Source organism: Actinoallomurus sp. NPDC052308 (assembly GCF_040679195.1).
In the GTDB taxonomy this organism is placed as follows: domain Bacteria; phylum Actinomycetota; class Actinomycetes; order Streptosporangiales; family Streptosporangiaceae; genus Actinoallomurus; species Actinoallomurus liliacearum.
This window is the reverse complement of record NZ_JBFAUM010000010.1, coordinates 91,844-104,059: the sequence shown is the minus strand read 5'-3', so window position 1 is coordinate 104,059 and position 12,216 is coordinate 91,844. Positions and strand designations below refer to the sequence as shown.

The window sequence follows — 12,216 nt, the reverse complement described above, 5'->3', positions numbered from 1 at the left end:
CGTGAGTGGTTGGGCATCAAGCGGCCTCACCCGTCAGGTACTCGCCCATCGCGGCAATGTCGTCGTCGGAGACGAAGCCCGCGCGGACCCGGATCGGGTCGGGGGAGTTTTCGAGTCGCACGTATGCGACGCCCGCGCCGACCTCGGGAATCGGGGAGATCTGGTCGGCGAGTGCCCCGCGCTCGTATGCGCCGTCGCCGAGCACCATGTCGACTTGGTCGGCCTCATCCAGCCGCAGCGCGATCCGGGTCGGGAACAGGTTGCGGATGTTGATGACGTCCTTGCGCGGGTCCTGGAGGGCGCCTACGACGCAGATGCCGACCGAGCGGCCTTGAGAGGTCAGGGTGGCCAGCGCCGCGTCAGCGCGCTTGCGCAGATCACGGTCCGGGCAGTAGGCGGTCAGGAACGCCAGCTCATCGACCATGACGACGATGAACGGGTCAGCCGCGGTGGCCAGGAAGGTGCGGGTCACGCCGCCGAACCGGGCCGCGCGCTTGTGCATCTCGGCCACGGCGGCCTCCAGGAGCTGGACCATGCCGCCGGATCCGTCGTCGCTGTAGCGGTTGAAGATGCCCCGCCCGAAGGAGAGTTCCATGCGCTTGGGGTCGAGGCCCCAGACTTGGACCAGGCCCGCGCGCATCGCGGGAAGGAGCGCCCGGACCAGGCCCCACAGGATCGAGCCCTTACCGGCCCCGGTTGCGCCCGCGATCAGCACGTGCGTGCCGAGCAGGCGTAGCAGCCATGGCGAGGCGTCCTCGCGCTTGCCGACCGGCAACGCCGTCAGGTCGACGTCATCCGCAGAGGTGGGCACGGGGAGTGCGGGCAGCGGCATCGCCAGGGCGTCACGGCGGACCAGCTCCAGCCAGACGAAGCCGGGTTTGTCGGCGGTTCGGACCCGGCACAGTGCGGCCCCGAAGCCGTGGGCGAGGTTTTCGGCGTGGTCTCGCCAGATGCCCGGAGCCTGCCCGGACAGCATCTTGACCAGGACCTGATCGGTGGTCGCGGTGACGCGGACCCGCGTGATGGCGGGCAGGTATTCGCGGGCGTTGCGGTAGAACGCCAGCCCGGACATGACCATCACCGGTTGCCAGTTCCGCCGGTACACCAGCACGTGCCGGACGCGAGCGCGGATCGGGCGGGCGATCAGGCGCACGAACGAGGCGCGCCAGTACGCCGCCCAGCAGCCCAGGCCGAGCAGGACCAGGCCGAGGAGGAAGAGGGGCAGTTGCCAGCCGACCGCGTACACCAGCCAGCCAGCCCCGCCGGCCACAGCGGCGGAGATGGAGTGGCGGGCGAGGAAGACGACCAGGCGCACGAGAGCGCGGACGAGGTTGACGAGCAGGACCAGGCCTTGGGGCATGTGCCAGACCGGCGGAGCCCAGCGCGGCCCCTCGAATGGGTCAGCCGACGCCGGGACCATCACGTTGTCAGACGGAGCGTCCTTGCGAAGACCCATCACTGACCACCCCCAGTGGTGCGCGTCGGGCGGGAGAGGCGTTCGGCGGTGCGCTTGGGGAACAGCACGGTCTGGCCCTTGCACGGCCCGCACTTGGGGCCGGTGGCGTCCTTGGGCAGCGGATTACGGCACACGGTGCAGCGGGGGCGCTTGGGTCGGGTAGACATGGATCGTCTCCATTCCAGGAGTGAAGGCCGGGAGTGAGAGAGCAAAGGGGCGGCCGGAAGGGTGAGAGCTTCCAGCCGCCCCACCTACGTCACGCCGCAGCGCGACCGGACTGGTCGGCGTGCAGGCGCTCGACCTCGGCCAGCAGCGCCGCCGCCACATCGGCCAACCGGCGGACCAGCGCGACGTCCTGAGCGGTGACCGCGACGTTGGGGCGCGGGCCGATGTTCACGCTGACCTCGCCGTGATCGATCCCCAGGAACGGCCGGTCCTTGCCCGCGCCGTGCAGGTCGATCCGGGCGGTCTCGTCCAGGTAGAAGGAGGTCGTGACGGACATCGCCTCACCGGGCCGACCGGTGATCGTCGTGAAGGTGTAGCCGGAGTAGTTGTCCATTAGGCCGCAGCCTTCCTGCTCGCGCCGTTCCGGTACAGCCGCTCGACCTCGACCGCGTACGCCGCCGCCTGCTCAGCCAGCGAGCGCGCGAACTCCACATGCGCCGCCGAGACCCGCTCGGGCAGGGTCAGGGACACCAGCACCCCGCCCGAGGCGAAGGTGAAGACCGGCGTCCGGCGCGCGTACGACTGGAGCGCCACCCGCGAACGCATCTGAACCGGCAGGGACAGCGCCGAGGCCCGCCCCGGCATCAGGCAGCCGCCTTACCGGCCGCAGGAGCAGCGGTCTTGCCCGCGCCCTTCGGGTCGCGCATCGCCTTGGCCCGGAACGAGTACGCCAGGCGGTTGGACTTGCTGTCGACGTAGGGGGTGACGGTCAGGCCGTCGAACTCCACCGCCGCGAACGGGAACCCCGCCGGCGGGGCAGGCGGCACCGGCTGGTGCTCGCCGAACAGCTTGACCTTGACCGAGCCCTTGGCGGCCGGGTCGGCGTCGATGACCTCGACCTGCCACACCCGCTCGCCGGTCTCCTTGTCCCGCGCCTGCACCGGGTTGTCCTTGGTTGACTTGTCGAAGTCCCGAACCGGCTCGACCTCGCACCGGATGAACGCCCCGTGCGGGAAGACGAACCCGAAGTCCACGGGGATCGGACCCTGCAATGCCATCGAACTACCTTTCGCCGACTGCCCGACAACTCGTGTTATCGAGTGATTCGACGATAAGTCGCCCTCGTCAACTCGACAAGTCGACTTTGGATCTTGAGTGAGTGATCTGGATCACATGCCAGATTCGTGCTGATCAGAGGGTGTATTCGTCCTCAAGCTCGTGCAGCTCGCCGGGTAGGACGAGCTCAACGACGAGCACGGGACGGCCGGTCACTTCGTAGACCGCAGCGGTCACGCCGAGCACCGGAGCGGTCTTGCCGAGGCTGAGCGCGTTGGCTTCCTCGCCGGTCGGGCGGCGTGCGGTCAGCCGCTCGGTGACGCGGCCAAGCCGGACGTTCGCCGCCGACTGCAACCGCTGACGCACCCCAGCCGAGGAGGGGGTGTCCTGATCGAGGCCGGCCGCCTCAGCGATATGCGGCAGGACCCAGTAAGACACCAGCTCAAACGGCGCGTCATCCTGGAACGCCAAGTGCTGCCGCAGCAGCACGGGGAAGTTCTGCGGCACCTCCAGCAGCGCCGCGACCGACGCTGGAGCCGGACGCCGATCGAGCGTCAGCAGGGCACCGGACACGGGCTCGTCCAGGACCGCACGCGTGGGGCGCTGGTGATCCTCGGCGCTGCCCGCAGACGCCTTAACGAACGACCCTCGCCCGTGCTCCCGATCGATCTCGCCGCGTAGCTTGAGGGTGTCCAGCGCTTTGACGACGGTCGGCCGAGAGACGCCGAACTCCTGGATCAGTCGTGTCTCTGACGGGAGCATGGACCCCGGCGGATACGTGCCGTCCTTGATGCGCCGCCGGATCGTTTGGACGATCTGGATGTACTTGGGAGGCGCGTAGTCCGTGTCTTCCATGACGACCTGCCATCAACTCGACTGGTCGACAGCCTAGCGTCGAGCCAACCGGCCGTCACGACTACCGGACGGGTCCACGGGCCAGCCAGGGGCGGGCCAGGACGCCGCCGACAAGATCGCCTTGGTCAGCTCGTCGGGATCCTTGGCTTCCACCAGACGCCATCGCCCGGCCACCCACACCATTGCCCACCATGATCGCGTGGCCGCACCGAACCAGATCACCACACCGGGGAAACGGCGCGTCAGCACGGCCAGCGCATCGACGGTCATGACCGGACGCCAGGCCCCGCGTCACGAAGCTTCAAGTACTCGGCGATCTGCGCCGCCGCCCCCGCCGGGTCGTCCAATCCGTGGCGGGCCTGGCCGTCGTACCGCCACACGAACGACCCGCCCGACAGGTCGACCTCGATCCAAAGCTTCCGCTCGGCCAGCGCTCCCCGCGCGGACAGTGCCGGACGCGCGTCACTCATCCCGACCTTGACCCCGAGCTTGGCCAGCTCGCGGCACAACTCGGTCAAAAGACCAACCTGCCGACCATGATTCGACCCGTTCACCCCTGTTCCCTCCCGTTCGGTGCGGGACCGGTGGCGCAGGTGTGAGCGACGAGAAGCATCCCGTCAGCGCCACCGGCCCCGCAGCTCATCAGGTCGCCGACAATTTCGCGACCCGTGCCTGAACAGCGCGAACACGGTTCCCGGACCGCCGACGCGCTCACCGATTCGCCCGCCCGCGAAACGATCAGACCGCGCCGAGGCGTCACGTACTTCCACCGCCGCCCCTCACAAGCCACGCAGGTCATGGGGGCTTCTTCGTCGTCGCCGCTCATGCCCACAGGCTCGCGAGCGCCGGGAGGTAAACCAATGGCCTCCGGTTATCCATCGGTTGGATAGGCTCCGAACAGCGAGGGTTACGCGGCGTGTTTACGGAGCCTTGCGAGGGGATGGCGCCGAATGTCCGGATCAGCGTTCGAGTCGATCAAGCTGCCCGGTTCGGTATGGCGGCATGAGCAGACCAGAGCCCTCCTGCGTGCCCGTGACGTCGGTGGCCTGTTCCATCTCGCGAAGAAGTACGCGGGTGCGAGTCAGAACCGCATCGCAGCGGCAACCGGAGTACCCCAGCCCAGAGTGAACGCGCTCATGAGGGGCACCGGCGGCCCAATCCTCCAGCTTGAGGTCTTCGAGCGCATCGCCGATGGACTGAACATGCCAGACGACGCCCGAATCTGTCTCGGGCTAGCGCCGGCCAGCACGATCACCGCAGAAGTCTCCCAGCCGCGGGCGCATCGAAGCGTGGACTCCCCTGAACAGCGCATCGACGAACTCATCACCGAAATAACCGCCACTGATACCCAGGGCGACGTCATCGAACAACTCGCGAGCGCAACGCATTCGCTGGCGGAATCACACACACGAGTCCCCGCAAGCAGGGTCATCGCCGAAGTTCTACGGCTTCACGGGCAGGCTCGGGAGCTATTGGCGCATCGACAGAGGTTGAGTCAGCAGCGTGAGCTATACCGAGTCGAATCACAGCTTCTCGCTCACGCGTGCCTACTTCTTGGCGACCTCGGACAGAACTCGACCGCCGACAAATACGGAGCGGTATCAGTCCTATATGCCCAGGAAGCTGGCGCGAACGAGGCGGTGTCATGGAGCGCACGCGCAAAGACGCTCAGGTGGCAGAACAGATTCATCGAGTCCGCCGACATGGCGCGGCGCGGCTACGACTGCAGCCCTGCCACTCCCATACGGGTGCAGCTTGCCAGCCAGGAAGCAAACGCCGCCGCGCTGATGGGTGACATCCCCAGAGCGCGAGAGGCGCTAAGAAGATCCGAAGTAGCCGCCGAGACGGTAGCGGCAGACTCCGGTCTCTCCGCATGGTCGTTCCCCGTGACCCGGCAGGCACTCTTCAACCAGTCGGTTGCGATCAATGCCGACGACCCCGAAGCGGCGCTTCGAGCAGCCCAGATGGCCGACGCAGCATGGACCTCCGGAACCCCCAAGGTACTCGCGACCTGGGCGCAAATCCGAACCGGTGCGGCCATCGCACACCTTATGAACGGCTCGCTCGACGGAACGATCGAGGAACTAAAGGCAGTCTTGACGCTGGCCCCGGAGTTCCGGGTCTCGACAGTCACCGCCTTCCTTGAAAACCTGGAACGACGACTAAGTCATCCCGATTTCAGGAGCAGCAGAGACGCCATCGAACTGAGGCAGAAGATACGGACGTTTAACTCTGCCGCACCAGTCATATCGAACGAACCCTGAGGTGGCAGATGAGCCCGCTCCCGACGAATTTCCGTGATCGCTGGCAGAGCAGGAAGGAGGCGGAGCCAGGGCAAGGGACGATCTACTGGCATGTCCTAATGAACGGCCACCCCGAAGTGAGTGACCTAGCTCGGCAGGTTCGAAAGAGAATCTCGGGATTCCCCGGATTCCACATCACGCCAGATAAGTGGCTTCATGCGACGATCCTGATCGCGGGTACAACCAGCGAGATATCCCGAGACCGGATGAGCGCGATGCTCCACCATGCATCCCAAACATTGGAAGACGTCTCCCCGATGTCGGTAACCCTTGGCAGAGTTCTGTACCATCCCGAAGCAATTATGCTGGGGATTTCACCGGAGCGCGCACTTGATCCCATCCGCGAGGCCGTACAGGCAAGCACGTGCGAGGTGATCGGGTCGACCGGCCAGGTCCGCAACGCTTCGGGCATATGGAACCCACATGTGACAGTGGCATACAGCACTGCCGAGCAGCCAGCAGGGCCGATCATCTCGAAGCTCGGGAAGGACCTGCCTCCCCGCGCGGTACGCATTGCCGCCGTGAGTCTCGTAGTGCAGTGGGGTCCAGAACGGCTCTGGGATTGGGAACCCGTCGGTGCTATCCGGCTGAATGACCAGGAGCGCTGAGAAGCGACAGCCTGGCGTCCGCGATGTCACGACAGCATGTTGCGAACTGCGCGGCGCTCTGCGGCAGCGCGGAAAGTTGCCGAATTTCGCTGTATTGGATCAAGGCGGCGGCGCAATCGCCGCCGCAGGCCGCCCGCTCCGGCACGCCCTACGGGCGTGCGGCGTGGGCGCCGGTCCCTCCGGCCGTGCCGATCAGGCGGCCCGGCGAACGAAGAACCAACCGTGGATTTCCCCCAGCATCATCTGGCCGGGTCGTGCTTACGAAACGTGTACAGGGCGGCCGGCGGATGCCACACCCCACAGCCTCGTCCCCTTGAAAGGTCGATCAGGGCGTCCCCAAAGCAGCCTGCCCGCTTGAACACCTGTCGTGAACGGCGAAACCCCGGTCCGTGGAACGGACCGGGGCGAGATAGCGATGTGCGCCAGCCCCGGTCAGAACGAGACCGAGAGCAGGAGGAACGCCGCGACACCACCGGACATCAGCGCACCGAGGATGAGGATCCAGGCGCGTTCGCCTCCCGCCTCCACCACGATCCAGGCCAGGAGGGCCATCACGACGGAGACGAAGAGCGACAGGAGTCCCACCGGCAGCAGAACCCACAGCGGGAGCCCCTGAACCCACTCCTTGAACGCCCCGATGAGGCCGAACCCGGTGTGCGCCTTGGCGGCCAGTTCGCCGTTGCCCATGGCGAGGAGCATCGGAAGCTTCATGGCTTCTCCTTTGGTCAGATGACTCACCCCTATGGCGAGGCCATCGCTCACAACAGTCCGCGCCCGGCAACGTCCCGCAATGACTACAGCGGTCAAACCAGCCCAACCCCCGAATGACGGCTCTCCGGCACCAAAAGGATCCGTTCAAACGCCTCCGGCGGGGGCGCTCAGGCTCGGGGATGGAGTTGGGCCGCACGAGGCGCACGGTGGTCGGTGGCTGGGGTGGAAGCCGGGTCATCCCCTCTGCCTCCGTCCCAGGACAAGCCCAGCAGACCAGGCCCTACGGGTCGAGGTCGTTCGTCCGCGGGGCGCTCCACCTCGACCCGTAGGGCCTGGCCCGCTTCCCCTCCGGGGTGGGACGAAGGCAGAGGGGATGACCCGGCAGGCGGTGCTGTGGCGTGCGTACGCCTGGACATCTCCGGCCGCCAAGGTGACGGCAGTGACGGCAACGCTGACGGCAACACGGGCAGACGGAGACAGATCAAGCCGGTCGCGAGGAGACGGAGCGATCTCGCCCAGGGCTTGATCACCTTGACCAAGATCGAACTGATAAGGATGAGGCCGCTCCGTCAAGGTCGGCGGAGCGGACCGGCGTGCAATTAGCGTGCAATTAGGCAGGGCGATCAGGGGTCAACAGCGGTTACTCACGGGCACATGTCCGTGCAGGTCAGCGGCCATAGATGGGTGTCCCGGCATGATTTGCAAGCAGGAAGTCCGGGGTTCAAATCCCCGTGGCTCCACCAGCCAGAACGCCCCCGTCCCGATCAAGGGACGGGGGCGTTGTGCAATTAACGTGCATGAGGCCGGCCCTGGCGCAGGCCTTATCGGGAGGAGTCGCCTTGCGGAGCGGCCTGTTGCCGAGTTTTTGGCACGGCCTCGACATCAACCGCGGCTGATCAGATTCCAAGGCCTCGCAGGAAGTCCGTGATGGCGGATCGGATCCGGCCTTTCCAGGGATACGTCGTGGCCGGCTGCCCGCCGGCCCGGCTCCTGCGGCTTATGGTTGGCCCATCGGACTCCGGAGGTGCGAGCATGTCGCGCATAGGAAGCCCCGTCCGCGCGCTGATGCGACTCGACGATCGACTCCTGGGAGCCCGGCTCTACTACCGGCCGCTGCCGCCGCTCCGCATGGACATCGCCCGTACGGTCGCCGCTGCCATCCTCGTATCGCTGTTCGCCGCCCTCACCGGGAACCTGTTCTTCCTCGTTCTCCCGGCTCCCGCCATCGCCGCGGTCTGGTACCGGCGAGCCCGTCACAATCGCCGATCCGGCTGACCGAGAAGCACCTCCGGTGGGGCCCACAGGCTCCGGAATGCCCAGGCCGAGCAGAGCGGCACCATCGAGGCGCCGACACCGCCGGAAGCGGCGTACACAGGCTGCAGGACCTCCGCGCCGCGCTACCGACCGGTCACCACGGGGCGGTCTGAGGGAATTCCCCACTCGCTCCAGGACCCGTCGTACACGGCCAGCTCCCGGTACCCGGCCAGCCTGGCCGCCAATGCCAGGACGCAGGCGGTGACCCCCGAACCGCAGCTGAAGGTCAGCTTTTCGCGATCCTCAACGAGACCCGCGAAGATGCCTTTCAGCTCTGCGGTGGGGCGCATCAGTCCCTCCCGCTGCACCTCGCCGAACGGCAGGTTGACCGCGCCAGGCATATGGCCGCCGCGCAGTCCCGGACGGGGCTCAGAGGCCGTACCGGAGAATCGGTCCCGAGAACGGGCGTCGAGGACCGTTGAGGATGGATCGATCAGGGCGGCCGCCACCTCGTCACCGCCGACGATCCACCCCGGTCGCGGGCGGGCTGTGAAGCTCCCAGAGTGCGGTGCGGGCGCAGGCCGCCCGCTTTCCACCGGCAGCCCGGCTGCTTCCCAGGCGGGCAGGCCACCGTCGAGTACGGCAACCCGGTCGAAGCCCATCGCCTGGAGCATCCACCAGGCTCGGGCGCTGGAGTAGATCCCTGCCGTGTCGTAGACGATCACCGTGCTGTCGTCGTCCAGTCCGAGGGAGCGCATCTCGTCGGTGAACCGGTCTGCCCCGGGCATCGCATGGGGCAGCGGATTGGAGTGGTCGGACAGTGCCCCGTCGATGTCGAAGGGCCGTGCACCCGGGATCCGCCGAGGGGCGCCGCGGTGCACTCCCACCGACGCATCAAGCACGACCAGGCCGGGCGCAGCCAACTGGCGCGCAAGCCAGTCGGCGGTAACGAGCGGGCCGAATGGTCCAGGGGCACTTCCTGTCAACGCCTCGTCGGCTCGTTCCACGCAACGCCCTCCTCGGGACCCGCCCAACCGCGGCCGCATCCTAGCCGGTACGCCTAACGAGCCGCGTGGCGCGTAAGGCGGTCAGGGATCAGCGACGGTCACCCAAATGGGCGCAAGGTTTCCTCCGGATCTGCCGAGTGGGCGGGCCGGGCCGGCCTTACCTATCGCATCTCGCGTCGTGGACATCGCCGCAGCGGCGAAGGAGACTGTGATCATGCTCTGGTACGTGTTAACGCTCGCAGGAATCGTCGTGCTGCTCCTGGCGGTCGCCGCCGTCTCCGACCTACGAGGTCGTCGCCGGGGAAAGAGTCCGAAGAGCGCAGGGCGCATATGGCGACCGATTCGCGAGACCCAACGCGATATTCATGCGTACCGCGCCTTCTCACGTACGGTCCGAGGACCGGGCACTGATTGGATGGACCACCGCCGTCGCAGATAGTGATATGGGACAGCCTCGCAGGGCGCAGGGCCGCCGGGGACGTTCGGCGTGCTGGTCAACGACAGCAAACTGCAGGGCGGCAACTACGGGATCGCCACGGAGAACATCTCCGTCGACGGGCCTGACGACAGCGAGCTGCACTGGGGCAGAGCCTTCGGTTGCACCGGCTCGAGCGGCACTCCCTCGTCCTGAACCCGCCGCACGTCCACCCGTCGTTCGCCACAACCCGGCGGGTGGACCTCCGGTCTCTTACTCGGGCCACCCGATCACCTGGTCGAGATGAAGATTCCGGAGAACGGCGTTGGCGCGTTTCGCGCCCGTGACGTCGGACAGTCCGTAGGGACGGATGCCTGTGTTGACGTATCCCAGCCGGGCTCCGGTGAGGTCGGCGTTCCGGAGGTCGGCTTCGCGCAGATCACAGGCGGCGAAGTTCGCGCCTCTCAGCGACGCGCCTCGTAGATCAGCGCCTCGGAAGTCGCACATCTTGAACGAACAGCCGTCGAGAGTGGCGTGGCGGAGGTCGGTTCCGATGAAAGAGCAGCGATCGAACCTCAGGTGCTGCGTCCGTACCGACGACAGATCCCGGCCGTCGAAGACCCGCCGGTCCACGGCCGTACCGTAAGGCAGCTCTCCCAGCGATCGCCTCGGCTCGGAACGCACTGGTCGCGCCTACGGGCGTGGCTCGCGGGTGAGTCCTTCCGGCGGTCCCGATCGGGTGGTCGGCGGTGCAGCCTCGTTCCCCGGTGGCTGGGCGCCGCCGTACGTCCTCTGGCGAGAAAGCGGTCGCCGGCGCTCGAACGCCAGCAGCACCAATTCGGGTACTCCGCCCAGCCACCACCACCGTCGTGGAGTATCGGAACGCGCGCGTATCCAGTAGCTGACCGTCCAGGCGAGGAACAACACACCGTAGGAAACGGTCAGTGAGTAATCCGGCGGTACCTGAACACTGCCCATCGCTGCGACCAGCACCCCGACGATCACCCAGACGACGAGCGCCATGATGAAACGGACGATCACTGTCCGAGCTTTTCACACGTGTGCGTTTCCGACTGAATTCCGCTTCGTGACCGTACATTCCGGCCGACTCCGCGCCCGCTCCGGTTACCCCCAAGCCCTTGAAGGAACTCCGCGACGGCGGCTCGGACCGCCTCCGGTCTCTCCAAGTGCACGTCGTGACCGGCTCCCGGCACCGTGACCATGGTCGTGTTCGGCCGATCACGCGCGATCTCGCGCGCGGCGTCGGCGGAGAAGAAGCCGGACTCGGCGAGCACGACGAGGGTCGGACAGGACACCTGTCTCCACTCCGGCCAGAACGAACGCCGAGACAGCTCCACCACGGACCGGACCATGAGCTCGGGTTCGAAGCGCGGCCACCAACCGTCCTGCCGTTCCTCCAGGCCGGCCGCCCAACCCGAGCCCACCGGGCCGCCGCCGAAGAACTCGATCGCCGTATCCTGCGAGCCGAATGGCACGGGCCATGACGCGAGCCAATTCCTGATGGCGTTCGGGAGGTCGGCGTCGGGGTTTCCAGGACCGGCTTCGATCAGCACCAACGCCTGGACCAGGTCGGGGCGGGCGGCCGCCGCGAGCATGGCCGTGTGACCGCCCAGAGACTGCCCGATCAGGACGGCCTCTCCCAATTCCAGCTCGTCGATGATGGTGACGACGTCGGCGACGTAGGCCGCTCGGGACACATCGGCCGGACGCCGCTCACTCGCCCCGTGCGCACGCTGGTCGAAGGCCAGGACACGGTGTCGTTCCCGCAACCACCCGGCGGTCGTATCCCACTCACCAGAGTGACCGGCCAGCCCATGGAGCATTACGACCGGCGACCCGGACCCGCCGTAATCGCGGACCATCAGCCGGACGCCGTGCCTGACCACGCCGCGTTCCACCCGATCCATCCCAAGCCCTCCGTTGCGAATCGCCATCCGACCCATCGTCGGGATGGGTTTGCCGGCCCGTACGGCCGGGACCGTTCTCAGCGGCGCATCCAGAGGAAACCGATGTTGTCCTCCTCGTACTGCGGGATGTCGACGACGGCGAGTGCGCGGCCGGTGCCCGGCAGCCAGGCGATGGCCTCGACATGCGGATCCGTCACTCGGTCGGGAACCGTCTCGGTCAGCCACCTGCGGCCGTCGAAGTGGATGATCGGGTCACCCGACTCTCCGACCAGGTCCCACCTTCCAGGCCCGGGCGTCAGGTGCGGGGCCGGCGTACGGGTGATCGGTACGGGGCCGGAGGCCGACGGGTGAGGCGATCCACCCGTGCACGCCGCCAGGGCCGCCGCCGCTAACGCGGCTCGGACGATCATGACGCGATCGTATGTGGGGTTATCGTCCGATGTGCGTGCTTCGCCCGC

The 12,216-nt window shown here is 67.1% G+C and carries 18 protein-coding genes; 4 read left to right on the top strand and 14 right to left on the bottom strand.

Going from position 1 to position 12,216, the window contains the following annotated elements; translation table 11 throughout:
• Positions 1-16 precede the first annotated feature (16 nt).
• From AB0L00_RS24150 to AB0L00_RS24115, 8 genes are all read right to left on the bottom strand, one after another.
• On the bottom strand, positions 17-1,360 hold the full coding sequence (locus AB0L00_RS24150; protein WP_364438193.1) for an FtsK/SpoIIIE domain-containing protein: 1,344 nt from the start codon (positions 1,358-1,360) through the stop codon (positions 17-19).
• A gap of 95 nt (positions 1,361-1,455) precedes the next feature.
• Positions 1,456-1,623, bottom strand: a complete 168-nt coding sequence (locus tag AB0L00_RS24145; RefSeq protein WP_364438190.1) for a hypothetical protein — start codon at positions 1,621-1,623, stop codon at positions 1,456-1,458.
• A gap of 89 nt (positions 1,624-1,712) precedes the next feature.
• Positions 1,713-2,015, bottom strand: coding sequence for a hypothetical protein (locus tag AB0L00_RS24140; RefSeq protein ID WP_364438187.1), 303 nt, complete (start codon positions 2,013-2,015; stop codon positions 1,713-1,715).
• Positions 2,015-2,266: a hypothetical protein gene (locus AB0L00_RS24135; protein WP_364438185.1), complete on the bottom strand. Its 252-nt coding sequence runs from the start codon at positions 2,264-2,266 to the stop codon at positions 2,015-2,017. The genes AB0L00_RS24140 and AB0L00_RS24135 overlap by 1 nt, the downstream gene beginning before the upstream one ends.
• Positions 2,266-2,679: a plasmid replication, integration and excision activator gene (locus AB0L00_RS24130; RefSeq protein ID WP_364438182.1), complete on the bottom strand. Its 414-nt coding sequence runs from the start codon at positions 2,677-2,679 to the stop codon at positions 2,266-2,268. Before AB0L00_RS24130 ends, AB0L00_RS24135 begins: the two co-directional genes overlap by 1 nt.
• Before the next feature lie 133 nt (positions 2,680-2,812).
• On the bottom strand, positions 2,813-3,532 hold the full coding sequence (locus tag AB0L00_RS24125; protein WP_364438179.1) for a GntR family transcriptional regulator: 720 nt from the start codon (positions 3,530-3,532) through the stop codon (positions 2,813-2,815).
• A 33-nt stretch (positions 3,533-3,565) separates the two neighbouring features.
• Entirely contained in the window at positions 3,566-3,802 is a 237-nt protein-coding gene (locus AB0L00_RS24120) for a hypothetical protein (protein WP_364438177.1), read from the bottom strand.
• Entirely contained in the window at positions 3,799-4,050 is a 252-nt protein-coding gene (locus tag AB0L00_RS24115; RefSeq protein WP_364438174.1) for a hypothetical protein, read from the bottom strand. The genes AB0L00_RS24120 and AB0L00_RS24115 overlap by 4 nt, the downstream gene beginning before the upstream one ends.
• Positions 4,051-4,482: 432 nt before the next feature.
• Here AB0L00_RS24115 and AB0L00_RS24110 point away from each other — a divergent pair, with 432 nt between their 5' ends.
• Positions 4,483-5,796, top strand: coding sequence for a hypothetical protein (locus tag AB0L00_RS24110; RefSeq protein WP_364438171.1), 1,314 nt, complete (start codon positions 4,483-4,485; stop codon positions 5,794-5,796).
• 8 nt (positions 5,797-5,804) lie between these two features.
• Positions 5,805-6,443 carry a 2'-5' RNA ligase family protein gene (locus AB0L00_RS24105; RefSeq protein ID WP_364438168.1) on the top strand — a complete coding sequence of 213 codons (639 nt, stop codon included), beginning with the start codon at positions 5,805-5,807 and terminating at the stop codon, positions 6,441-6,443.
• A gap of 432 nt (positions 6,444-6,875) precedes the next feature.
• Here AB0L00_RS24105 and AB0L00_RS24100 read toward each other — a convergent pair whose 3' ends face one another.
• Entirely contained in the window at positions 6,876-7,154 is a 279-nt protein-coding gene (locus tag AB0L00_RS24100) for a hypothetical protein (RefSeq protein WP_364438165.1), read from the bottom strand.
• Positions 7,155-8,186: 1,032 nt separating this feature from the next.
• Here AB0L00_RS24100 and AB0L00_RS24095 point away from each other — a divergent pair.
• Positions 8,187-8,429 (top strand): hypothetical protein, encoded by a 243-nt coding sequence (locus tag AB0L00_RS24095; RefSeq protein ID WP_364438162.1) that lies wholly within the window; start codon positions 8,187-8,189, stop codon positions 8,427-8,429.
• 122 nt (positions 8,430-8,551) lie between these two features.
• On the opposite strand, the gene AB0L00_RS24090 is transcribed toward AB0L00_RS24095, so the two are convergent.
• Positions 8,552-9,415, bottom strand: coding sequence for a sulfurtransferase (locus AB0L00_RS24090; protein WP_364438159.1), 864 nt, complete (start codon positions 9,413-9,415; stop codon positions 8,552-8,554).
• 487 nt (positions 9,416-9,902) lie between these two features.
• On the opposite strand from AB0L00_RS24090, the gene AB0L00_RS24085 reads away from it, so the two are divergent.
• Entirely contained in the window at positions 9,903-10,046 is a 144-nt protein-coding gene (locus AB0L00_RS24085) for a hypothetical protein (protein WP_364438156.1), read from the top strand.
• A gap of 57 nt (positions 10,047-10,103) precedes the next feature.
• Here AB0L00_RS24085 and AB0L00_RS24080 read toward each other — a convergent pair whose 3' ends face one another.
• The 4 genes from AB0L00_RS24080 to AB0L00_RS24065 all read right to left on the bottom strand — a co-directional run bounded on the left by AB0L00_RS24080 (position 10,104) and on the right by AB0L00_RS24065 (position 12,168).
• Positions 10,104-10,463, bottom strand: coding sequence for a pentapeptide repeat-containing protein (locus tag AB0L00_RS24080; protein WP_364438153.1), 360 nt, complete (start codon positions 10,461-10,463; stop codon positions 10,104-10,106).
• A gap of 60 nt (positions 10,464-10,523) precedes the next feature.
• Positions 10,524-10,871: a hypothetical protein gene (locus AB0L00_RS24075; RefSeq protein WP_364438150.1), complete on the bottom strand. Its 348-nt coding sequence runs from the start codon at positions 10,869-10,871 to the stop codon at positions 10,524-10,526.
• A complete protein-coding gene (locus tag AB0L00_RS24070) occupies positions 10,868-11,758 on the bottom strand; it encodes an alpha/beta hydrolase (protein WP_364438147.1) in 891 nt (296 codons plus the stop codon). Before AB0L00_RS24070 ends, AB0L00_RS24075 begins: the two co-directional genes overlap by 4 nt.
• A 77-nt stretch (positions 11,759-11,835) precedes the next feature.
• Positions 11,836-12,168: a hypothetical protein gene (locus AB0L00_RS24065; RefSeq protein WP_364438144.1), complete on the bottom strand. Its 333-nt coding sequence runs from the start codon at positions 12,166-12,168 to the stop codon at positions 11,836-11,838.
• Between the last annotated feature and the right edge of the window lie 48 nt (positions 12,169-12,216).